This window comes from Tistrella arctica (assembly GCF_039630945.1).
In the GTDB taxonomy this organism is placed as follows: domain Bacteria; phylum Pseudomonadota; class Alphaproteobacteria; order Tistrellales; family Tistrellaceae; genus Tistrella; species Tistrella bauzanensis.
Map to the genome: position 1 here is coordinate 406,460 of NZ_JBBKTV010000001.1, position 21,128 is coordinate 427,587.

The 21,128-nt window shown below is 67.0% G+C and carries 17 protein-coding genes and 1 tRNA gene; 8 read left to right on the plus strand and 10 right to left on the minus strand.

What is annotated here, in order from left to right; genetic code table 11:
* Nucleotide 1 precedes the first annotated feature (1 nt).
* The 4 genes from WG924_RS01805 to WG924_RS01820 all read right to left on the minus strand — a co-directional run bounded on the left by WG924_RS01805 (nucleotide 2) and on the right by WG924_RS01820 (nucleotide 5,115).
* Nucleotides 2-1,048, minus strand: coding sequence for a M14 family metallopeptidase (locus WG924_RS01805; RefSeq protein WP_345931153.1), 1,047 nt, complete (start codon nucleotides 1,046-1,048; stop codon nucleotides 2-4).
* Entirely contained in the window at nucleotides 1,045-3,027 is a 1,983-nt protein-coding gene (locus tag WG924_RS01810; RefSeq protein ID WP_345931155.1) for a TRAP transporter permease, read from the minus strand. The genes WG924_RS01805 and WG924_RS01810 overlap by 4 nt, the downstream gene beginning before the upstream one ends.
* A 104-nt stretch (nucleotides 3,028-3,131) precedes the next feature.
* Nucleotides 3,132-4,121 (minus strand): TAXI family TRAP transporter solute-binding subunit, encoded by a 990-nt coding sequence (locus tag WG924_RS01815; RefSeq protein WP_345931157.1) that lies wholly within the window; start codon nucleotides 4,119-4,121, stop codon nucleotides 3,132-3,134.
* A gap of 196 nt (nucleotides 4,122-4,317) precedes the next feature.
* Entirely contained in the window at nucleotides 4,318-5,115 is a 798-nt protein-coding gene (locus tag WG924_RS01820; RefSeq protein WP_345931159.1) for an IclR family transcriptional regulator, read from the minus strand.
* Nucleotides 5,116-5,310: 195 nt separating this feature from the next.
* Here WG924_RS01820 and WG924_RS01825 point away from each other — a divergent pair, with 195 nt between their 5' ends.
* Nucleotides 5,311-6,231: a DMT family transporter gene (locus WG924_RS01825; RefSeq protein WP_345931161.1), complete on the plus strand. Its 921-nt coding sequence runs from the start codon at nucleotides 5,311-5,313 to the stop codon at nucleotides 6,229-6,231.
* An 89-nt stretch (nucleotides 6,232-6,320) separates the two neighbouring features.
* On the opposite strand, the gene WG924_RS01830 is transcribed toward WG924_RS01825, so the two are convergent.
* Genes WG924_RS01830 through WG924_RS01840 form a run of 3 tightly spaced genes read right to left on the minus strand, consistent with a single transcriptional unit; the run spans nucleotide 6,321 to nucleotide 11,408 of the window.
* Nucleotides 6,321-6,827 (minus strand): acetone carboxylase subunit gamma, encoded by a 507-nt coding sequence (locus WG924_RS01830; protein ID WP_345931163.1) that lies wholly within the window; start codon nucleotides 6,825-6,827, stop codon nucleotides 6,321-6,323.
* A 57-nt stretch (nucleotides 6,828-6,884) separates the two neighbouring features.
* Nucleotides 6,885-9,203, minus strand: coding sequence for a hydantoinase B/oxoprolinase family protein (locus tag WG924_RS01835; protein ID WP_345931165.1), 2,319 nt, complete (start codon nucleotides 9,201-9,203; stop codon nucleotides 6,885-6,887).
* A 51-nt stretch (nucleotides 9,204-9,254) separates the two neighbouring features.
* A complete protein-coding gene (locus WG924_RS01840) occupies nucleotides 9,255-11,408 on the minus strand; it encodes a hydantoinase/oxoprolinase family protein (protein WP_345931167.1) in 2,154 nt (717 codons plus the stop codon).
* Nucleotides 11,409-11,737: 329 nt separating this feature from the next.
* Between WG924_RS01840 and WG924_RS01845 the strand changes: the two genes are divergently transcribed.
* Nucleotides 11,738-13,738 carry a sigma-54-dependent Fis family transcriptional regulator gene (locus WG924_RS01845; RefSeq protein ID WP_345931169.1) on the plus strand — a complete coding sequence of 667 codons (2,001 nt, stop codon included), beginning with the start codon at nucleotides 11,738-11,740 and terminating at the stop codon, nucleotides 13,736-13,738.
* Between the two features lie 18 nt (nucleotides 13,739-13,756).
* Here the strand turns inward: WG924_RS01845 and WG924_RS01850 are convergent, their stop codons facing one another.
* The gene (locus WG924_RS01850) at nucleotides 13,757-14,236 is read right to left on the minus strand and encodes a hydrolase (protein WP_345931171.1); all 480 of its coding nucleotides are present in this window, start codon (nucleotides 14,234-14,236) and stop codon (nucleotides 13,757-13,759) included.
* On the opposite strand from WG924_RS01850, the gene WG924_RS01855 reads away from it, so the two are divergent.
* Nucleotides 14,222-14,593: a hypothetical protein gene (locus tag WG924_RS01855; protein WP_345931172.1), complete on the plus strand. Its 372-nt coding sequence runs from the start codon at nucleotides 14,222-14,224 to the stop codon at nucleotides 14,591-14,593. The two genes, WG924_RS01850 and WG924_RS01855, sit on opposite strands and share 15 nt — an antisense overlap.
* An 11-nt stretch (nucleotides 14,594-14,604) precedes the next feature.
* Complete coding sequence (locus WG924_RS01860; RefSeq protein WP_345931174.1) at nucleotides 14,605-16,371, plus strand: AMP-binding protein; 1,767 nt, start codon at nucleotides 14,605-14,607, stop codon at nucleotides 16,369-16,371.
* A 69-nt stretch (nucleotides 16,372-16,440) separates the two neighbouring features.
* Here WG924_RS01860 and WG924_RS01865 read toward each other — a convergent pair whose 3' ends face one another.
* The gene (locus tag WG924_RS01865) at nucleotides 16,441-17,289 is read right to left on the minus strand and encodes a thioesterase II family protein (RefSeq protein WP_345931176.1); all 849 of its coding nucleotides are present in this window, start codon (nucleotides 17,287-17,289) and stop codon (nucleotides 16,441-16,443) included.
* 281 nt (nucleotides 17,290-17,570) lie between these two features.
* On the opposite strand from WG924_RS01865, the gene vapB reads away from it, so the two are divergent.
* On the plus strand, nucleotides 17,571-17,819 hold the full coding sequence (vapB, locus tag WG924_RS01870) for a type II toxin-antitoxin system VapB family antitoxin (RefSeq protein WP_345931178.1): 249 nt from the start codon (nucleotides 17,571-17,573) through the stop codon (nucleotides 17,817-17,819).
* On the plus strand, nucleotides 17,819-18,238 hold the full coding sequence (locus WG924_RS01875) for a type II toxin-antitoxin system VapC family toxin (RefSeq protein ID WP_345931179.1): 420 nt from the start codon (nucleotides 17,819-17,821) through the stop codon (nucleotides 18,236-18,238). The genes vapB and WG924_RS01875 overlap by 1 nt, the downstream gene beginning before the upstream one ends.
* 69 nt (nucleotides 18,239-18,307) lie before the next feature.
* Here WG924_RS01875 and WG924_RS01880 read toward each other — a convergent pair.
* A tRNA-Gln gene (locus tag WG924_RS01880) sits at nucleotides 18,308-18,381 on the minus strand.
* Nucleotides 18,382-18,880: 499 nt separating this feature from the next.
* Between WG924_RS01880 and WG924_RS01885 the strand changes: the two genes are divergently transcribed.
* Together WG924_RS01885 and WG924_RS01890 are read left to right on the plus strand one after the other, a co-directional pair.
* Nucleotides 18,881-20,092, plus strand: a complete 1,212-nt coding sequence (locus WG924_RS01885; protein ID WP_345931181.1) for a Ppx/GppA phosphatase family protein — start codon at nucleotides 18,881-18,883, stop codon at nucleotides 20,090-20,092.
* A gap of 25 nt (nucleotides 20,093-20,117) precedes the next feature.
* Nucleotides 20,118-20,945, plus strand: a complete 828-nt coding sequence (locus WG924_RS01890; protein WP_345931183.1) for an RlmE family RNA methyltransferase — start codon at nucleotides 20,118-20,120, stop codon at nucleotides 20,943-20,945.
* Nucleotides 20,946-21,128 lie beyond the last annotated feature (183 nt).

The following is a 21,128-nucleotide window of genomic DNA, read 5'->3' on the forward strand; positions in this document are numbered from 1 at the left end:
TTCACGCGCCCGGTAGCTGCCGTTCCTCCCAGGCGGTGGCGACGAAGCCGATCCGATCGCCGGTCGCGACCACCGGGTCACGGCGGGCGGCGATCACCAGCACCGGCTCGGCGAAGGTCACGGTGTCGACGATATCGCCGAAAATGTCGGTGATCACCCCCAATGCCTGTCCGGCGGGCAGAATATCGCCGGGCGTGCAGGCGGCGCGGAACAGACCGCCCCGGTCGGCGGTGATGTGACGGCGCTTCAGCACCTTGCGGATCCGCCCGCCGGGCGCCGGTCGCGACCAGCCGTCGGCGTCGTCGCCGGTGCCGTCGAACATGCCAAGCTCGATGGCGCTCCGTCGCAGGCCGATGACGCCCTGATGGACATAGGGCCATTCGATCCGGCTGCCGGCGCCAAGCTCCACCATGAAGGCCGGCTTGCCCAGGGCCTGGAACTGATAGTCGATGGCGCCGCTGATATTGCCGGGCAGTTCGCCCGCCGCCTTCACCGTCGGCATCAGGCAGACGACGCTGGGGTCATAGAACGACAGATGCCGCAGCAGCAGGTCTTCGGCCACGGGCGCGTCCGGATGCAGCTTGTAGACGCCATAAGGCAGGGCTTCGAAATGCGCGGTCAGGGTGTGCAGGCTGATCAGGCAGTCGCCAATGCGGGCGACATCGTCGAACAGCCGGGCCGCGACCCGCTGCGTGGTCAATCCTTGAGCCGCGCCGGGGAATTGCTGGTCGATGTCCAGCCCGTCCTGTGGTGCCGTCTTGGTGCGGGCATCGAAGGCCAGCGGATTGGCGGTGGGGATGACGATACAGGCACCGCGCATCCGGTCGAGGTCCAGCGTGCGGATGAATTCCAGCGCCGCCAGCGTGCCGTTGACCTCGTCGCCATGAACGGTGGCCGTCACCCACAGCACGGGGCCGTCATGGCGGCCACGGGCCAGCAGATAGGGCAGCGAAATCTCGGCGCCGGAGGCCGTGTTGCCGACGGGCAGGCGGCCCTTGTCGCGGCTGGCGGGGGCCAGCCGGGCAAGATGGTCGGTGATCGCGGTCACGATGGGGTCTTTCTCCTGTCGGGGGTCGCGGCCGGGGCGGCGAGGGGGCCGTTCCGGCGGATGTCGATGGTCAGCAGCAGCCAGAACAGCCCGAAGGTCGCGGCGACGATCGCAAGCTGAATGACGCGGTCGAAGTGCTCCGATGGCAGCAGGATCGCGGCGAACAGCAACGCGGCGGCGCGGGTCCGCCCCGATAATGGCACGCGGAACCAGCCGATCGAGGCAATCGCGATCGCCACCACCGACAGCGCCATCAGCACGCAGACATAGGCGATGTCGGGAAGGCTGCCCTGCGCCAGAAATTCGGGGTGATAGATGAAGACATAGGGGATGGCGAAGACCGGCAGGCCCAGGCGCACCGCGTTCATGCTGGTGCGCCACGGATCGGCATTGCCGACGGCGGCGGCGGCGAACGAGGCGACGGCGAGCGGCGGTGTGATGTTCGAAATCACGGCATAATAGAAGATGAACATGTGCACCGCGATCGGCACCACGCCGAAATCGACGAAGGCCGGGGCCAGGATCACCGCCAGCACGATATAGACGGCGCTGGTCGGCATGCCCATGCCCATGATCACCGCCACCACCATGGTCAGCGCCAGTGCCAGCGGCAGAATGCCATGCGATGTCTCGATGATGATCGTGGCCATGCGATAGCCCAGCCCGGTCATCGACACCACGCCGACGATGATGCCGCCGACCGCACAGGCGGCGGTGATCGGCGCGATCAGCTTGGGCGCCGTGATCAGCGCATCGGCGAAGATGGCGAGCAGGCCGCGCACGCCCTTGCGGCGGTCGAAGACAATGATCATCGCGGCCAGCATGCCGATCGCCCAGACACCCGCGCGGGCCGGGGTATAGCCCGCGACCAGTGCCCAGACCATGAAGATCACCGGGACCAGCAGATAGCCCTGTGCCTTCAGTACCGGCCAGGCGCGGGGAATTTCCTCGTCGGCCGCCGGGCGCAGGTTCAGACGCCGGGCTTCCAGGTCGACCATGATGAAGACCGAGGCGAAATAGAACAGCGCCGGCAGGATCGCCGCCATCATGATGTCGCCATAGGGAACACCCAGGGTTTCCATCATGATGAAGGCGGCGGCCCCCATGATCGGCGGCATGATCTGGCCGCCGGTCGAGGCGACGGCCTCCACGCCGCCGGCGAAGGGGCCGCTGAACCCGCCACGTTTCATGGCCGGGATGGTGAAGCTGCCGGTGGTGACGACATTGGCGGTGGAACTGCCCGACAGCATCGAGAAGAAGGCCGACGAGACCACGGCGGTCTTGGCCGGCCCGCCGACGATCCGGCCGGTCAGGGCGCGGGCGAGCTGGGTGAAGAACTCGCCGGCGCCCGAGGCGACCAGCAGGGCACCGAACAGGACGAACAGGAAGATATAGCTGGCGGTCACCGCCAGCGGCACGGTCCAGATCCCGTCGACCGTCAGATACATCTGCTCGATCACCCGGTCGATCGAATAGCCGCGATGCCAGAACGGATAGGGCAGCAGGTCGCCCACCTGGGTATAGATCAGGAACACCGCGGTAATCACCACCATCGGCCAGCCGATGCTGCGCCGCACGGCATCCAGAACCGCCAGGATCAGCAATGCGCCCAGCACGCGTTCGCTGGTCAGCAGCCGGGTCATGTATTCCATCCGCTCCGAGATGCGGACATTGTCCATCACCAGGAACAGCGTGGCGGCGATGATCGCCAGCAGCATCAGCAGATCCCAGCCCAGGCCCAGCCAGCGCCGGACGCCGGCCTCAGGCGCGCGCATCGAGGCCGCGAGCAGCAGCATGACCGCGAAGGCCAGCAGCAGATGGACCGGGCGATAGGCGAGCGCCGGCGGCTCGCCGAACACACCCGCCCAGATGTGGAACAGTGACATGCCGATCGCCACGGCATGGGCCATGTGGCGCAGCACAGGCCGAAGGCCGCCGCGCGCGGCGGGCCCTCCGCCGGTGTCGTTGGCGGTGGTCATCCTGAGGTCTTCTTCCGTATCGGGAAACGCGCGCAATGATCTGAAAAATCGGGCGGAAGCGGACCCGATGCCCTCATCGGGCACCGGGTCCGTCGCCCGCTAGATCACTTCGCGGCGACGCCGGCCTCTTCATAGGCGCGCAGCGCGCCCGGATGAATGGTGATGCCGGGCATGCGCGCCATGTCGGCCGGCTCCAGCCGGGCCAGCGAGGCATGGGCACCCTGAAGACGCTTGAACTTCTGGATCAGGGTGCGGGTCAGCCAATAGGCCTCGTCGTCGGACATGTCCTCGGACGCGATCATCATCATCGAGGTGCCGACGGTCGGCACGGCCGCATCCTGGCCGGGATAGGTGCCGGCGGGAATTTCGGTGCGGACATAGCCGGGGTTGAGGCTCTGGAGCTTCTCGGCCAGCGCGTCATCGATGGTCAGGAAGGTGATGTCCGACGAATTGGCAAGCTCGGTGAAGAAGCTCGCGGGATAGTTGGCGACCGAGATCATGCCGACCGCGTGGCGGTCCTTGATCTGGTCGGTCTGGAAGCTGAGCCCGCCGCGCACCAGATCGATCCCGGCCGGATCGATGTCGCTGGCGGCCAGCATATCGTCGAAGATCAGCGCCGTCGCCTGGCCCACGGGCTGGGACGCGAAGCGCTTGCCCTTCAGCTCGGCCAGCGAGCCGACGCCGGCATCGCGGGCGACCGCGACATGCGCCAGCATCGAGGTGAACGACGCGATGCCACGGACATTGTCGATCGGTTCCTGGAAGGGCGGCTTGCCGGCCTTGGCGACGCTGGGCACGATGCTCATGGTCAGGCCCAGCTCGCCCATGCCACGCGACACGCCGACGACGTTCGAGGTGCCGCCGCCCATCTCGGCATTGGCGCGCACACCCTCGTCGCCCAGAATGGCGGCGACACCGGCGGCGGTGGCGAAGAACGAGCTGCCGGTCGGACCGGCCAGGATGGTCAGCGATTTGGGTTTGGTACCCTCATCGGCGGCACGCGCCGTGCCGGCGGTCAGGATCGGGGTCGCGGTCAGGGCCAGGGCCGCGACGGCGGCGGCGCCAAGCAGGTGGCGATTGAAGGTCCGGGTCATGAAGCCTCACATCTCTTTATCTTGATGGGCTGCGTCTTGCGCGGTGGCCGTGCCTGCGGGGGCGTGGCACCGGCAGGGTGCGCGGCGATGCCGGCTGCTATGGCGGCCGACGGATGGTGGTGACGACCGGCCGCACACTCCCATGCGTCGGCCGACCGGTTCGGGGCCGTCGATCAGTCGGTCATGCCGACCGATGTCAGGCGCTCTCGGCGCGGCGGAATTCGGCCGGCGCGCCGCCGAAGGGATAGGTTTCGGCGCCCAGACGGAACGACAGGCTGCGGGCGGCGCTGTGCAGCTCGGCCACATGGATGTCGGCCGCCGCCGGGTCATAGCTCTGCTGCGGCATGATGAAGCTGAGCGCCGCCCGGATCTGCTCGGTCTCGCCGAACACCGGCACCGCCAGCGCCACCAGCCCCGGCGCGCTCTCGCCGGCGGTGACGGCGCTGCCGCATGCACGGACGGCCCGAAGGTGAAGGGCCAGGGCATCAGGGTCGGTGATGGTCTTGGGCGTGATCTGGGGCAGGCCGTGCACCGCGATCATCCGTGCCAGCACCTCCGGTTCGTCATAGGCGGTCAGGATCTTGCCGGCGGCGGTGGCGTGGAACGGCACCGACATGCCCACCCGCCAGCGGCTGTCGACGAAGAACTGCCCTTCGACCGCCATCAGATGGAACACGGTGTCGGCCTCGCGCACCGTCAGCACGGCCGAATGGCCCGACCGGTCGGCGATCTCGCGCATGATCGGCAGCGCCTGACGGGTCAGGCCATGGGTCTGGGCATAGGCGACGCCGACCAGAAAGCTCATCGGCCCGACCCGGTATTTGCGGGTGACGGGATCCTGCTCAAGAAAGCCCTGGTCGCGAAAGGTGCTGAGCACCTTCGACACCTGGCTTTTCGCAAGGCCGGTGCGCTCGCAGATGTCCGAGATGCCGAGCGGCTGGCGGGTGGTGGCAAAGCTGCCATAGATCGCCAGCGCGGAGGTCAGTGATTTCATCAAGATGTTTCCTATTGGGAAACCATGTTTCCAAATAAGCTTAAGCCCCTCCATTCATGCCTGTCAATCATGTCCTGCATGCATGGGTCGGTCGCCTTGCCGCTGGGTTGAAAACCGCGTATGACCAATAGAACAAGGGTGTTGCGGCACGAAATCGCCACCCTGAGGAAATGCCTGAAGGAGACCCCCGACCCAATGGCAAGCACGAGCGAGGGCGCCTTGCGCCCGGCGCCGCGCGGCCGGCTGGATGCTGGCGCCGCGGCGATGATGGTGGTGCTGTGCGCCTGCTGGGGCCTGCAACAGGCGATCGTGAAGCTGGCGGTCGCCGATGGTGCCGCACCCTTGTCCCAGGCGGCTCTGCGCTCGGTCGGCGCCACGCTCATCGTGGGCGTGGTGGTGCTGGGGCTGGGCCGGCGGCGCGGTTTCGTGCCCACCGGCACGGTTCTGCCGGGCATCGGCGCCGGGCTGCTGTTCGCGCTGGAATTCGCGCTGCTCTATACCGGCGTGTCGCTGACCACAGCTTCGCGCGCCATCATCTTCTTGTATGTAGCCCCCTTCGTGGTCGCGATCGGCGGCCATCTGATGCTGCCGGGCGAAAGGCTGGGCCGCTGGCAGGTGCTGGGGCTGATCTCGGCCTTTGCCGGCATCATCGCGGCCTTCGCCGACGGGCTGTTCGCAGGCGGCGGCTCGCTGCTCGGCGACCTGCTGATGGTCGGTGCCGCCATCGCCTGGGGGGCGACGACGCTGCTGATCAAGGCCAGCACGCTGTCGCGGACCGCGCCGCTGGTGACCTTGCTCTATCAACTGGCGGTGTCGGCCGTGGCCCTGCCGCTGCTGGCGCTGGCTCATGGCGCGGATCTGGCAATTCCGCTGACCACCACGGTTGTGTTGTCGATGGGCTTCCAGATCGTGATCGTGGCCAGCCTGTCCTATCTGGGTTGGTTCGTGCTGATCTCGCGCTATCCGGCATCCAGGCTCTCGGCCTTCAGCTTCCTCACCCCGCTGTTCGGCGTGGCCGCGGCCGCCCTGATCCTGGGCGATACGCTCACCCCCGCCTTTGCGCTGGCCATGGTGCTGGTTGCCGGCGGCATCTGGATGGTCAACCGGCCGGGCTGACGGATGCCGACAACGACGATGGCGGCGGCCGGATTGATCCGACCGCCGCCAGGCTGATCTGCCGTCATGGCGTTCCGGGCGACCGGCGCCTATGCCCCGGCGCGTTCCGGCACGTCCAGCCCCAGCCAATCTTTGTAGAAGGTGGGGATGTCCGGCTCGAAATCATGCAGGACGGGATACCACGGCGTCGGTGCTTCGACGTCGAGCAGCACGCCGCAACTGGGGCAGCAATATTCGCGATAGACCTGCCAGGACGGGTCCGGGGCCATCAGCTTCGGATAGACCTCGTTCATCGCCTCGACGGTTTCGCGGACATGGACCAGGGCTTCGAGCTTCCAGTTGCGGTCATGATCGCAGAACACATGACCGCAGCCGCATTTGATCTTCCAGGCCTTGTCCTGATCCTGAACGATGAACAGATGCGGGCCCAGCGGCAGCAGGATGCGGTCGGGCCATGCGGCGCGCTCCTGAAGCACGGCGATGAATTTCACGAACCGGTCGGCGTCCTTGGGGCTCGACAGCATGCGGTGGACGACATCCCAGTCCAGCCGTCCGTCGACCAGATCCGCGACCTGCTTCTTGGTGTAGTTCGACATTGCGACATCCTCACAAGATCATGTGTCAGAACAGGGGAATGAGGGGTGCGGCGCCGCTCATTCCTCGACCAGCCGGATGGTCGTCACATCGGGCAGGGCCGACAGATCCATGCGATGCTTCGACCCGAAGGACGGGATGCCAAGCTCGCTCTCGACGATCGTCCAATCGTCGGGAAGATCCCAGAACCGGCGGAAATCATTCAGGAACTTGTCCGACAACCCGAAGCTGGTGGCAAACATGTGCCGCACCGGCAGCGAGGCCTGCTTGTCCAGGATCCGGCGGCGTTCATCGGCCATCCAGTCCCGGGTCGGGCGGCTGCGGGCGATGCGGTCACGGCGCATCTGGGCGCGGCGCTCGGCCGTGGCCGCGGCATCGACTTCCCAGCGGCCGTTGCCCACCTTCATGGCCACGGCGCCATGCACCGAGGTCGCATAGCGCGGCAGCAGGGCGCGTTCGTTCAGGTCTTTCTCGATCGAGGCCGGGTCGCGGTCCAGCGGGTCACCGAAGCCGGGGCCGCCGCGGATATAGTTCAGATACAGGTCGTGGTTCTCGAACACCGCCTCGGTGGTCATCGCCTGATGGTCGCGCTTCACCCGCGCGCCGGCATCGATCCGGTTCTCGTAATCCGGATTGTCGGGGTCGGCATCGGCGCCGAAGGGCAGGGGCTCGCCATTGGCGATCCGGCGGGCAAGGCCGGTGTCATGGGCTTCGAAGCGATAGCCGGTCGCCGATGGATAGCCGCCCATCAGGCCCCAGTCGCTGACCATGTAGCCATTGCCCATGAAATACATGGTCCAGTCCTCGGCCTTCCAGACCATGCGCAGGGTCTCGAAGCCGCAGCCGCCGCGATACTGGCCATAGCCGCCGGAATTGGCCTTCACGTTGCGACCCAGATAGATCAGGGGCTCCGCCAGCTCCCAGATCTCCATGTCGCCCATGTCGCCTTCGGGGTTCCAGATCGCGGCGGCGTGGTCGAGCCCGTCCTTGATCGCCGAGGCGCCGGTGCCGGTGGCGGCGGTCTCGAAGCTGTTGACCGCGTGCACCTCGCCGTCCTGATTGATGCCGCCGCCCTGCAGCCAGTTCGAGGTGTTGCCGTTGCCGGCATTGACCTCTTCCAGATAGCCGCGACCGTAATAGGCGGTGGAGACGCCGCGCCACAGCGCGCTCCAGCTCGACACCAGGAAATGCCAGGCATAGGCATGCCCCGTGCGCCGGTCGTCGGGGTTCATCCAGGTGCCCTTGGGCAGCCGGAACCTGGTGCCGTAATAGGCGCCGTCATTGATCCGCTCGGTCGGCACCAGGGTCTGGGTCATCATCACCCAGATGCCGCTGGTGAAGGCGACCTGATTGGCGTTGTAGGTGTGCCAGCCCCAGCGGCTGGCGCCCTCGAAATCGAGCCTCCAGGTGGCATCGGCATTGATCGTCATCTCGACCGGCGCATGCATGATGCTGTCGATCTTGGCGAAGGCCGAGGGGCAGCCGATATCTTCGTGGGCATAGGGCACGTCGACGAAGGCGACCTTGCGATAGGTGCCGGGAATGGTCATCGCCTTGACCCGGCTTTGCAGGCCACGGCGGCCTTCCTCAATGACTTCGTAGGCAAAGCTCTCCCAGTGGTCGACCCCCTGTTCGGCCAGAACCTCTTCGACCAGATCGCGGATCATGTGGCAGCCGGCGATGCGGGTGCGTTCGTCCAGGATCCAGTATTTGGTGGTGCGGACCGAGCGCTGGCTTTCATGCAGCCAGTCGCGCAGCGGCACGTCATTGATGCCGGTCTTGCGGCAGGTGACCTGATAGCCGTCGCCGAAACGCTGGATCTGGCCGGTCGACATCGAGCCGGGGCCGACCGAGCCGGTATCGATCACATGGGTGACGCCACCCACCCAGCCGACCAGCTTGTCCTGCCAGAAGATCGGCACGATGGTGGCGATATCGCAGGGGTGGACATTGCCGATCGAGCAGTCGTTGTTGGTGAACATGTCACCGGGCGAGATGCCGGGATTGGACTCCCAACCGTTTTCGATCATGTATTTGATCGCGGCACCCATGGTGCCGACATGGATGATGATGCCGGTCGAGGTCAGCACGCAGTCGCCGGCGGCGTTATAGAGGGTGAAGCACAGCTCGCCCTCCTGTTCCACGATCGGCGAGGCGGCGATCTTCTTGGCGGTTTCGCGGGCATGAACCAGACCGCCGCGCAGCTTCGAGAACATCTTCTCATAGCCGATCGGGTCGCTCTGCTTCAGGGCGAGGGTCTCGAGGCCGGCGTAATAGCCGGTCTTTGCCGTCAGATCCAGGATCCGCGCCCGGTTTTCCTTCAGCGTCAGCCCGCCGCGGACCAGGCCCTCACGCCGTTCGGATGACATCACGTTCATCTCGGGTATTCCTTTGATGTCTTTGAATGAAAGGGAAGAGATGCCGAATGGTCAGTCGGCGCCGGTCTCGATCAGATGGAACAGCCGGTGGCTGTCGAGACGGGTGGCGAAGCCGCGCGGCAGCACGAAGGTCGTGGCCGGGCTTTCCACGATCGCCGGGCCGTCGATGCGATTGCCCGCCTTCAGATCTTCCATCCGCCAGATCACCGCATCTTCCCAGGCGCCGTTGCGATAGAAGCGCCGGGTGCCCAGGCGTGCGGTCTCGGGCGGGACCGGGCCGGCATCGGCTTCTTCCGGCAGCACCGGCTTGGTGGTGGCGACGCTGCCGCGCATGATCGCGCCGGTGACGCTGAAGCCCAGCTCAGGCGAGCGGGCGGCACTGGCATAGACCCGGGCATAGGTTTCATCGAAGGCGTCGACCAGCTTGTCCCAGTCGGCCGGGGTCTGGGCGGTGGTGATCGGGCTGATGATCTCCAGATCGTTCAACTGCCCCAGATACTGCATGCGATAGCCGGGGCTCAGCAGCACGTCTTCGGGCTTGAAGCCGTTGATGGCGAATTCCTCGATCACCCGGTCCGACAATTCCAGCCAGGCCTGCTGAAGCGTCGCACAGGCGCGTGCCTTGGCGTCGTCGCCGGCATCGGCCGGGATCGCCACATCGACGCTCTTGTCATAGCGGTATTCGAAATCGGCGGTGGCGCAGCCGAAGGCCGAGAAACCGGCCGCCCAGGCCGGCACGATCACGTCGCGGAAGCCAAGCCCTTGCGTGTAGCCATAGGTATGCACCGGCCCGGCGCCACCATACGAGAAGCAGACGAAGTCGCCGGGGCTGTAGCCTTTGGCGCTGATCGTCGCCCGCAGATGGTCGCGCAGCGACAGGTCGAGCAGTTCGATCACGCCGGCGGCCGCCGCCTCGACGCTCAGGCCCAGGGGCCCCGCGATCTGGTCGGCGATCGCCTTGCGGGCCCGTTCGACATCCAGCTTCACCGCCCCGCCCAGGAAGTTGTCGGGGTTGAGATAACCCAGCACCACATGGCAGTCCGAGACGCTGACCGTGTCGATGCCGCTCTCGGCCCAGCACACGCCGACGCGATAGCCGGCGCTGTCGGGACCGAGCTTGATGGCACCGGTATGGGGGTCGAGACGGACGAAGCTGCCGGCGCCGGCGCCGACGCTGTCCATCGCGACCAGGGGCAGCGACAGCACAAGCCGCGCCATGTCGGGGTCGGACGCGATCGCGAAATTGCCCTTGGTGATCAGGGCCATATCGAAACTGGTGCCACCGATATCGGAACAGGCGATGTTGTCATAGCCCAGCATCTGGCCCAGGAAGCGCGACCCGATCACGCCGCCGATCGGCCCCGATACCAGCGTGCGGGCCAGTTCCTTGGCCTTCCAGCTGATCGTGCCGCCATGGCTCGCCATCACCCGAAGATCGAAGCGCCCGCCGACCTCGCGCATGCTGTCGCTGATCCGGGTCAGGGTCCGGCGCGACGGCTCGGCGGCATAAGCCTCAAGGATGGTGGTGTTGGTGCGGTGGCTCTCTTTGCGCACAGGGTAGTAATCGACGGACGCGAAGACCGGGATGTCGGCGCCAAGCTCTGCCACCACCTCAAGGCAGATGTCGCGGACGCGCCGTTCCGGGGCGCCGTTCTTGTAGGAATGCAGCAGGCTGATCACGATCGCCCGCGCGCCGGCCTCGATCAGCTCGCGGGCGGCGACCCTGACCTCGTCTTCCCGCAGCGGAATGACGATCTGGCCCTGGCTGTCGCAGCGCTCGGTGACACCGCGGGTGCGGGATGCCGGCACCAGCGGCTGATCATAGCGGTGGGTGTTCAGATGAATGCGGTCTTCGAAGCCATAGCCCAGATAGCTCTGGATCGCCCGGCCCATGCGGTGATGATCTTCCAGCCCGCGATTGACGATCAGGCCGACATCCAGCCCCTTGCGCTGAACCACCCGGTTCAACATCGCCGTGCCGGAATAGACGCAGGTGACAAGCTCGTCATAGACCGCGCCCACACTGCGGTTCCATTGCTCCAGCGCATCGGCGGAGCTTTCCATCACCGCCTGCGCCTCATTGTCAGGATTGCTCTGCGCCTTGCCGACGACGAAACGGCCGTCGGCACGCACGAAGAACGTGTCGGTCATCGTGCCGCCGGCATCGATGCCCATGACCTGCACGGGAACGCCTGCCTGTTCCATGTTGCCTCCCTTAGGGTGTTCTGGTTCTCCGGCCATTTTTTTCAGCGGCCGACACGACAGGAATGGCAAGCGCCGTGCCAACGCGTCGCAATGAACGGAACAGGTTGCCCCCATTGGCTTTTTGAAAATGATTGCGATGCAGCATTGCAGCCGCACCGGACGGAGGGTCACGTCCGGATGTCGGTCGACCGTCCGAATTCCGGACGCATCCGACCGGAGGTGGGGCCAGGCGCGCCCGAACGGCGCCGCCATGGTGGGTGGACGTGTCGCCGGCTTGTGGTGCAAACTGCTGATCCAACGATAAAAAGCCGTGTTGGGGAGGACGTCACATGCAAGGGGAGGCACAACCCCCCGGGGGGGCGCCGCCGTTACCCGCCGTGTTCGAGGCCTGGGAAGGGCTGGTGACCGGCCACGACCCGGCGCTGGTCGCCGTGCGTGATGTGATCGGCAGCAGTTGGCGACGCTGCCTCGAAACCGGGGTCGATCCGGCCGGGCGCGAGGCGCCGATGGTGTGCAGCGACGACCGGCTGGGCATGCTGCGCGACCGGGCCGAGGATCTGCGCCGGGCGGCCGCGCCGGTGATGGGCGATGCCCGCGCCTTTCTGGCCGAAACCGGCACGATGATGGTGCTGGGCGATCCGCAGGGCGTGGTGCTCGACGTGCAGGGCGACACCCGGACCCGTGACCATGGCGAGGTGATCCGGCTGATGCCCGGCGCCGACTGGACGGAGGCCGCAAGCGGCACCAATGCGATCGGCACGGCACTGGCGCTGGGCGCGCCGGTGCAGATCCATGCGGTGGAACATTTCTGCGCCGGCATCAAGCAATGGACCTGTTCCGCCGCCGTCATTCACGATCCGGTCGACCGCAGCCCGCTGGGCGTACTCGATATCTCGGGGCTGTCGGGGTCGCACAACGCCCATTGCCTGGCGCTCGCGGTCACCGCTGCCGGCCAGATCGAAAGCCGGCTGGCCCGGCGTGAACTCGATATCCGGGCGCGGCTGATCGAAGCGGTGCTCGGCGACAGCCGCTGGCCGATGGACAGCATCGTCGTCTTCGATCATCGCGGCCGGCCGGTGCGGATCGGCGATCGGGCGCGGCTGCTGTTGAAGGATCGTTCAGACGGCGCCGGCAACCGGGCGCCCGTGCTCACCGATCAGGCCGGCAACCGGCTGCCGGACTGGCTGCGCGCCGAGCGGGTGGAGCCGGTCTTCGACGGCGTGCGGCGGATCGGGTCGATCTGCGTGGTGCCGCAGGGACGGCCGCATCTGGACGGCACCCTGCGCAAGCGCGAGATCGGCGCGGCCGGCGGGGCGGCCGGCACCCGGGAGGGGGGTGCTGCCGATACCGATCCCTTTGCCGGTGTCATCGGCGACAGCCCGCCGCTTCTGAAAGCCAAAGCCACCGCGCGCCGGCTGGCGGGGGTCGACGTTCCGGTGCTGCTGACCGGGCCGACCGGCACCGGCAAGGAGGTTTTCGCCCGTGCGATCCATGGGGCGAGCCCGGCGGCGCGCGGGCCGTTCATCGCGGTCAATTGCGGGGCATTGGCCCGCGATCTGCTGGCGTCCGAACTGTTCGGCTATGGCGAGGGCGCCTTCACCGGTGCCCGCCGTGGCGGCATGCCCGGCAAGTTCGAGGCGGCCGATGGCGGCACGCTGTTTCTGGATGAAATCGGCGAGATGCCGCTGGAACTCCAGGCCCATCTGCTGCGGGTTCTGGAACAGGCAAGCGTCGTGCGGGTGGGCGAGGTGCGCGAGCGGCCGGTGCGGGTGCGGCTGGTTGCGGCCACCCATCGCGATCTCGCAGCCGACGTCACCGCCGGCCGGTTCCGGGGCGATCTCTATTTCAGGATCGCGGTTACCAGCATCGATCTGCCGCCGCTTGGCGCGCGCGGCGCCGACATCGCCCGGCTTGCCTGCCATTTCGCGGCCGCCGCCGCGCATCGTCATGGTCTGGTCCGCCGCCAGCCATCCGATGAGGCGCTCGATATGCTGACCCGTCACGACTGGCCGGGCAATGTGCGGGAATTGCGCAATGTGATCGAGCAGGCGACGATCCTCACCCTGGGCGACCGGATCGACCTGGCCGATCTGCCGCCGGCGATCCGGGCGCTGAATGGCGGCGCGGATGCGCGTGGCGGCGCTGTGTTGTCATCGGCCAATCCCGCTGAAGCCGTCTGTCGTCTGGATCAGACCGAAGCCGCGGCGATTCTGACGGCGGTGACCCGGTCGGGCTGGAATCTGACCCGGGCGGCGCGGCGGCTCGGCATTGCCAAGAGCACGCTGTATGAAAAGCTTCACCGTCATGGCATTCGCCGCCCGCGGCCATGACCGGGCGGGGCGCGGCTGTCAGGGCAGATCGGCGGGGTCGTCGATGACCGCATGGAAATGATGCGCCCACAGCCGCCGGGCGATGGCGGCGTCGCGGTCGACCGAGGACCCCTGGATGGCGAAGCCGAGCAGGGTGGGGTGGAGGCCGGCATCGAACAGGCGGAAGCCGGCCGCCATCACGCAGGTATCGGCCTGGATGCCGCCGACCAGAACCCGCGCCGGCGCCAGCGCCTGAAGATGGCTGATCAGCGCCTCCGGCGGCAGATAGCCATGCTTCACGAACACCTGGTTCACCGGCACCAGACAGCGATCCGCGCGCCGTGGCGTCCAGCCGATCTGGGCCGCGAACGGCACCTTGTCCTCGTCATGCAGTTCCAGGGTCGCCACGGACGGATAGCGCCGGGCAAGGCCGGTCAGACAGGCGACAAGGCTGGCGGGCGGGGCAAACGTCTCCTGCACGTCCACCACCAGCAGAACGGTTGAATGGCGGTCGGTCACAAGATCCTCTCATTGTCTGATGGCGACGGGCCGGGCGTCTTTTCAGTGCAGGGTGTTTCTGGTCGATGCCGATTGTTTCTGGTGCACTGCGACGTTTCTCTTCGCATTTGCGGTAGAGACGTCGGTTTCATATTCCACGAAACGGTGCTGTATCAAAAGACCATTGCGCGTGCGGCATCGGACGGTAACACTGTTTTGCACGAACAATGGCGACGGCCGACGGTGATCCACGGCAGGCAAGGGCGGCTTTGCGCGGCCCTGGTCTGTGATGATCACTGGAACGATGCCGTGCCGGTCATGCGGGAGGCTGCGGGCCGTGCCGGCAGAGGGCAGGGCCGGGGGCATTCCCGCGTTTGAGGAAATGCCGTATGCCGCAGTCATCCAGCCCGCGTGAGGCCATCAGCGCCAACACGACCGTCGAACATGATGCCGAGCCCTATTGGGCCGGGTCCTATCCGCCGGGCGTGACCTGGCGGCTGCCGCTGAAGCCGCGCTCGGTGACCGGTCTGCTGGCCGGCGCGGTGGCGAAATACGGCCCGCAGCCGCTGGTGTCGTTCGGCGATGCCACCTTCACCTATGACGATATCGATCGGCTGTCGGATCGTGCCGCCGCCGGACTCCGGCGGCTGGGGGTGGGCCCCGGCCGGCAGGTCGGCCTGTATCTGCCCAACACGCCGGTCTACCCGATCATGTTCTTCGGTGCCTTGAAGCTGGGCGCGCGGGTGGTGAATATGAGCCCGCTCGATGCCGCGCGCGAACTGCGTCACAAGATCGAGGATGGCGAGGTGTCGGTGCTGGTGACGCTGGCCCTGCCGCCCTTCGCCGACACGGCGCTGAAGCTGCTGGCCGAGACCGATGTCGCCGATCTTGTCATGGCGCGCCGGGCCGATGCCCTGCCGGGTGAGGGCCCGCTGCCTTGGCCGGGCGGTGACGATCCTCATATCCACGAGCTTCAGGATCTGCTGGCCTGCGCCGATCCGATCACCCCGGTCGATGTCGCCGACCCGGTGAACGAGGTCGCGGTGCTGCAATATACCGGCGGCACCACCGGTGTGCCGAAGGCGGCGATGCTGACCCACAGCAATCTGGTCATCTCCACCGAGATGCAGAACGCCTGGACCATGATGGGCGACGAGCCGATCCTGAAGGTCGGCGACGAAACCATGTTGCTGGTCCTGCCGCTGTTCCACATCTATGCGCTGTCGCCCTGCTTCCTGCGCTCGGTCGATTGCGGCTGGCATGTGGTGCTGCATCCGCGCTTCGACGCGGCAACCGTGCTGAAGGATCTGGTCGACCGCAAGGTGACGATCTTCCCCGGCGTGCCCACCATGTACACCGCCCTGATGGGTCTGCCGCAGTTCAAGGACGCCGATCTGTCCTGTCTGCGCAGTTGTGCATCTGGCGGCGCGCCGCTGCCGGTCGAGGTGCGGGAGGCGTTCGAGCGCGCGACCGGCATCCCGGTGCTGGAAGGCTGGGGTATGACCGAGACCTCGCCCGCCGGCACCGGCAGCCCGATGATCGAAGGATATCGCGCGCCGCGTGGATCCTGCGGTCTGCCGCTGCCCGGGCTGATCCTCGAAATCGTCGATCTCAACGACCCGCTGAAGCTGTTGCCGCCGGGCGAGACCGGCGAGTTGTGCATCCGTGGCCCGAATGTGATGAAGGGCTATTGGAAGCGGCCAGAGGCGACCGAGGACGCCTTTGCCGGCGGCCGGTTCCACACCGGCGATGTCGGCTATATGGACGAGAAGGGCTATCTGTTCCTGGTCGACCGCAAGAAGGACATGATCCTGTCGGGCGGGTTCAACGTCTATCCCCGCGTGATCGAGGAGGCGATCTACGAGCATCCGTCGGTTGCCGAGGTGATCGTGATCGGCGTGCCCGACAGCTATCGCGGCCAGGCGGCCAAGGCCTTCATCAAGCTGAAGGACGGCGCCGACGAACTCTCGCTCGATGCGCTGAGGGACTTCCTGACCGACAAGATCGGCCGCCATGAGTTGCCGGCGGCGGTGGAATATCGCGACGACCTGCCCAAGACGCCGGTCGGCAAGCTGTCGAAGAAGGAACTGGTCGCCGAGGAGCGCGCCAAATGGGCGGCGACGCAGGCGGCGGCCGAGCAGCGCGCCAGCGCTTGACGGACATCCAGGCTTGACGGACATCCGGGCTTGACCGCGACATCCGGGCTTGACGATGAAACCGGGCTGTCAGCCGATCAGCCGCGTGGCGGCGGCGATGATCCGGCTGACCACCGGGCGTGGCCGCTCGATCGCGAAAAAGTGGCCGCCGGGCAGGGTGACCTGATTGAAGCCGGCGGTGCCGTAGCCACGCCATTCCGCCATGGCGGCGGCCGGCGCCGCGCGGTCGGTATCGCCTGAGAACGCGAGCAGCGGGCAGGGCAGGGGCGGGCGTCCGGCGCCGGTGGCGGCAAAGCCTGCGATATAATCGGCGCTCAGGCGGAAATCGCCACGCATGATCCGGATATAGTGCCGGCGCATCGACGGGTCGTTGCGCACCGCCACCGGCGTGCCGCCATAGGCGCGGTCGAGGCCGTCGAAGAACGCGTCGTCGTCCAGATCCAGCATGCGCGCGGCGGGGGTGGACAGATGCGGCGGCACCCGTGCGCCCAGAACCAGAAGCAGCGGCGGTTGCCCCGCCGCCACCAGCCGGTGCGCCACCTCCAGCGCCACCAGGGTGCCCATGCTGTGGCCATAGAGCACGACGGGCGGCGTCGCCCCGCCGGCATCAGGCCCGCCGGCATCGGGATCGGTCAGGACCGACGCCACGGCATCGGCAACCGCCGCGATCGAGACCGTCGGCGCCTCGGTCGCTCGCTGATCCCGGCCCGGCATCTGCAGCACCGCCAGTGCCGTGGTATCGCCCACCACCACCTGCCAGGGGCGGAAGGCGGCGGTGCTGCCGCCCGCATGGGCGCAGCAGATCAGACGGAAGCCTGGCCTCGCATCATCGGCAGGTGCCTGAGGGGCAGGACCGACCAGCCACCCCGCGGGATCGATCCGGGACCAGGTATTGCGCGGCGGACGGAGTGAGATCATCTGCGAATACCTTGGCGAAGCGCGGCCGGCCTGCTGCCGACGGCATTCATGATGCCGCAAATGCCGGCCGACATGCAAAAGGCCCGGTGCCGAAGAACCGGGCCTTTCATGAACTGGCGGGATGTCCTGGGCGCTTTTAGAGCTTTGCGCATCGCGCATCCGGCGAAAATGAAGGTGCTCACGGAGAAGCAGAGGCGCTTGAACATGTTACGGGCGTCAAGATGGAAATAGACATATGCCTAGCATATGTTATTATAATCTCTTCACTATGGAGGCGCCCCATGGCCCGGACCGTGTCCATCTTTCGCAACAACCGCAACCAGGCAATCCGCTTGCCCAAGGATCTTGAGTTCCAAGGGGTGACGGAGCTGACCATCGAACGAGAGGGCGACACGATCCTGCTGCGTCCAGTCCGGCCGGACTGGCTTTCGCTCGCCCAGGAACCGTCTGTGGATGCGGATTTCCTCAGCGAGCGGCCCGACCTCATCGAAGAGGGGCGTTTCTCTCTTGATGACAATGGAGAGCATTGATGTCTGCCATCTATATGCTCGACACCAATATCTGCTCGTTCATCATGCGCGAGCGTCGGGTCTCGGTTCTTGAACGTTTGCAAGAGGTGGCAGCAAGCCAGCATCAGATCGTCATTTCGGTCATCACCTACTATGAAATGTTGCTCGGCACGGTCGGCCGCAACGCGTCGCCTCGCCATGCGCGGCTGGTTGAAGCTTTCGTTGCCCGTCTCTCCGCTATCCTGCCATGGGACGCGGCGGCTGCGGAACACGCCACGCTCGTCAAGCAGAACCTTGCCGCGAAGGGCGCGCCCATTGGCGGCAATGACATTATGATTGCGGGCCATGCGCTGGCCTTAGAATGCGTGCTGGTGACGAACAACACCCGCGAGTTCGCGCGCGTCGAGGGGCTACGGATAGAGGACTGGGCGACAAAATAAGCCCAGCGGCCGCAAACATCGCCTGACATGCAAAAGGCCCGGTTCCGAAGAGCCGGGCCTTTCACGAACTGGCTGGGGGACTAGGATTCGAACCTAGGTTGACGGAGTCAGAGTCCGTAGTCCTACCGCTAGACGATCCCCCATCAGGACTGCGCCATCGAAACACTGGTTATGCCGAGTGTTGCGGCCGTGCCCGGTGTTGCGGTGGCGCCGGGCAATGTTCAGTGCCCGGCGTCGTGTGGCGGAAACTAATAAGACTGTTTGGGGATGTCAAGGCGCCTTTCGGCATTTTCACGACGCCCCACAATCGGGGCCGCGACGGCGATGGTGGGGCCGTTCCACGGTGCCCCCCACCGATGGGCCGGCAGGTCCGGCTGGCGCCGTGGCCGTTCGGGACAATCGCCGCCGCAACGCTTTCAAAGCCGGGGGAAAGGCGTTAGAACCAGACTTGAGACAGTCTCCCCATTCGGGGTGACGGTGATGAGTTTTCAGTTGAACGGCGTGGGTGCGGGAGGTTTCCGGTGCCCGCGGACGGGATGACCAGTGACGCAAGATCCAGAGGACCGTGCCGCGACGCGCTCGCGGCGGCGGCGGCGAGCGCGTCGCGGCCGCCGAAAGCCGGCAGGTGCTGCCGCAGCCGCGGTGACGGCTGCCGACCAGAGCCGGCCGTCATCGGCGCTGCCCGGCGCCGGCGCGCCCGTCGATCCGGACAGCGCAGCCGCTGTGCCGGCGGCTGTGGCGCGCCCGCATGCATCGGTGCCGGCACGGCCCGCCGCGGCGATACCGGCGCCGGTGACCTCGCCGGTTCCACCGGTGGCACAGGTTCCCGTGCCCCATCACAACCCGTCGCCGCCCTTCGCGGCGCTGGATCTTGGCACCAACAACTGCCGCCTGCTGATCGCCCGGCCATCCGGCGACGATTTCGTCGTGCTCGACAGCTTTTCGCGCATCACCCGCCTGGGGGAAGGTGTCGAGGCAAGCGGCATGCTGCTGGATACAGCCATCGACCGCACCGTGCGGGCGCTGAAGGTCTGCGGCGCCAAGCTGCGCCGCTGGCCGCTGGCCGGCGTGCGGCTGGTGGCGACCGAGGCCTGCCGTCGCGCCGGCAATGCCGACGTCTTCCGCGCCCGCGTTGCCAGCGAAGCCGGGCTGGAGCTTGAGATCATCCCGGCGGACGAGGAGGCCCGGCTGGCGGTGATCGGTTGCGCGCCGCTGATCGACCGGCAGGCACGGCGGGTGATCGTGGTCGATATCGGCGGCGGGTCGACCGAACTGACCGTGATCGAGCCCGATGACAGTCTGGCCGATGGCCTGCGCCGGATCGACTGGGTGTCGCTGCCGCTGGGCGTGGTGACCATGGCCGACCGCTTCGGTGGCGGCGATGTGCCGCCCGCGACCTATCGTGCGATGCGGGCCGAGGTGTCGGGGCGGTTGGTCGATCTGGCGGCGCGGGTGGCGGTTGACGACCATATCGCGGCGGGCGCCGTGCAACTGGTCGGCACCAGCGGCACCCTGACCACGCTGGCCGGGGTGCATTTCGATCTGGCGAGCTATGATCGTGGCCGGGTCGATGGCCGGCAGGTGACGGTGGCCGGCATCCGCGAGACGGCGGAACGCCTGCGGGCCATGGATCTGGCCGATCGTGGGCGCCATCCTTGTGTCGGGCGGTCGCGGGCCGATCTGGTGGTGCCGGGGGCGGCGATCATGGAAGGGGTGTGCGATGCCTTTCCGGTCACCGGATTGACCGTCGCCGATCGCGGCCTGCGCGAAGGCATGTTGTACGAGATGATCGCGGCTCACCGGTCCAGCCGTCGCAGGCCCGACCGGCGTGGCGGCGGCGGTCGGCGGACGTGACCGCCGGAATTGGAGAGATGACGCGATGACCACGGGCAAGAGCGGACGCGGTGGCCGCAGCGGTGCGGGCGGTGGTGCCGGCCGGGGCGGCGGGCGCGGTGGCGACCCGATCGCGGGCCAGCGCATCGTCAAGCAGCGGGTGCGGACCAACAGCAAACGCACCGCCTCATCGGCGCGCTGGCTGGAACGGCAGTTGAACGACCCTTACGTGGCGGCGGCGAAGCGCGAGGGCTACCGGTCCCGCGCCGCGTTCAAGATCATTCAGCTCGACGAGAAATACGGCCTGCTGCGCCCCGGCCAGCGGGTGGTCGATCTGGGCGCCGCCCCCGGTGGCTGGACGCAGATCGCCGTCGACCGCACCCGCGCCGGGCGTGCCGGCGGTGGCCGCGTGGTCGGCATCGATATCCTGCCGGTCGAGCCGATCGAGCATGCGACGCTGATCGAACTCGATTTCCTCGATCCCACGGCGCCGGATGTGCTGAAGCAGGCGCTGGGTGGGCCCGCCGATGTCGTGCTCTCCGACATGGCCCCACCGACCAGCGGCCATCAGCAGGTCGACCATCTGCGGATCATGCATCTTCTGGAAATCGGCCTCGATTTCGCGACCGAAGTGTTGAGCGAGGATGGCGCCTTCGTCGCCAAGGTGTTCCGTGGCGGTGCGGAAGGCGAGCTTGTGAAGCGCATGCAGCGCCTGTTCCGCACCGTGCGCCATATGAAGCCGCCATCCAGCCGGGCGGAAAGTTCTGAAATGTATGTCGTCGCTCAGGGCTTCCGGACCGAAGCTGCTGCCGCCGAGCGGGCGCGCGTGCAGAGCGGTGAAGAACACCGCATGAGACCCGACGCGACCGACTGACCCCATGGCCGGCGGGCGGCATCCGGGCGTCGCCCTGGCCCGCATGCAGCCGGCGAGGGGCGGCCCTGCGTTCATGCCCGCAGAAACCGGCTTCATGCGCGGGCGCATCGGTGTATATTGCGCGCCCATACACGGTACGCGCTGTTCACCCGCCGCACTCGGCCCGATCCTCTTCGGTCCGGG

Coding starts and splice junctions, on each gene's coding strand:
- WG924_RS01825 (WP_345931161.1), top strand. CDS start 5,311: ATGGCAAGCACGAGCGAGGGCGCCTTGCGCCCGGCGCCGCGCGGCCGG.
- WG924_RS01835 (WP_345931165.1), bottom strand. CDS start 9,203: ATGAACGTGATGTCATCCGAACGGCGTGAGGGCCTGGTCCGCGGCGGG.
- WG924_RS01890 (WP_345931183.1), top strand. CDS start 20,118: ATGACCACGGGCAAGAGCGGACGCGGTGGCCGCAGCGGTGCGGGCGGT.
- WG924_RS01860 (WP_345931174.1), top strand. CDS start 14,605: ATGCCGCAGTCATCCAGCCCGCGTGAGGCCATCAGCGCCAACACGACC.
- WG924_RS01830 (WP_345931163.1), bottom strand. CDS start 6,827: ATGTCGAACTACACCAAGAAGCAGGTCGCGGATCTGGTCGACGGACGG.
- WG924_RS01855 (WP_345931172.1), top strand. CDS start 14,222: ATGGCGGTCGGTCACAAGATCCTCTCATTGTCTGATGGCGACGGGCCG.
- WG924_RS01820 (WP_345931159.1), bottom strand. CDS start 5,115: ATGAAATCACTGACCTCCGCGCTGGCGATCTATGGCAGCTTTGCCACC.
- WG924_RS01810 (WP_345931155.1), bottom strand. CDS start 3,027: ATGACCACCGCCAACGACACCGGCGGAGGGCCCGCCGCGCGCGGCGGC.
- WG924_RS01840 (WP_345931167.1), bottom strand. CDS start 11,408: ATGGAACAGGCAGGCGTTCCCGTGCAGGTCATGGGCATCGATGCCGGC.
- vapB (WP_345931178.1), top strand. CDS start 17,571: ATGGCCCGGACCGTGTCCATCTTTCGCAACAACCGCAACCAGGCAATC.
- WG924_RS01865 (WP_345931176.1), bottom strand. CDS start 17,289: ATGATCTCACTCCGTCCGCCGCGCAATACCTGGTCCCGGATCGATCCC.
- WG924_RS01875 (WP_345931179.1), top strand. CDS start 17,819: ATGTCTGCCATCTATATGCTCGACACCAATATCTGCTCGTTCATCATG.
- WG924_RS01845 (WP_345931169.1), top strand. CDS start 11,738: ATGCAAGGGGAGGCACAACCCCCCGGGGGGGCGCCGCCGTTACCCGCC.
- WG924_RS01815 (WP_345931157.1), bottom strand. CDS start 4,121: ATGACCCGGACCTTCAATCGCCACCTGCTTGGCGCCGCCGCCGTCGCG.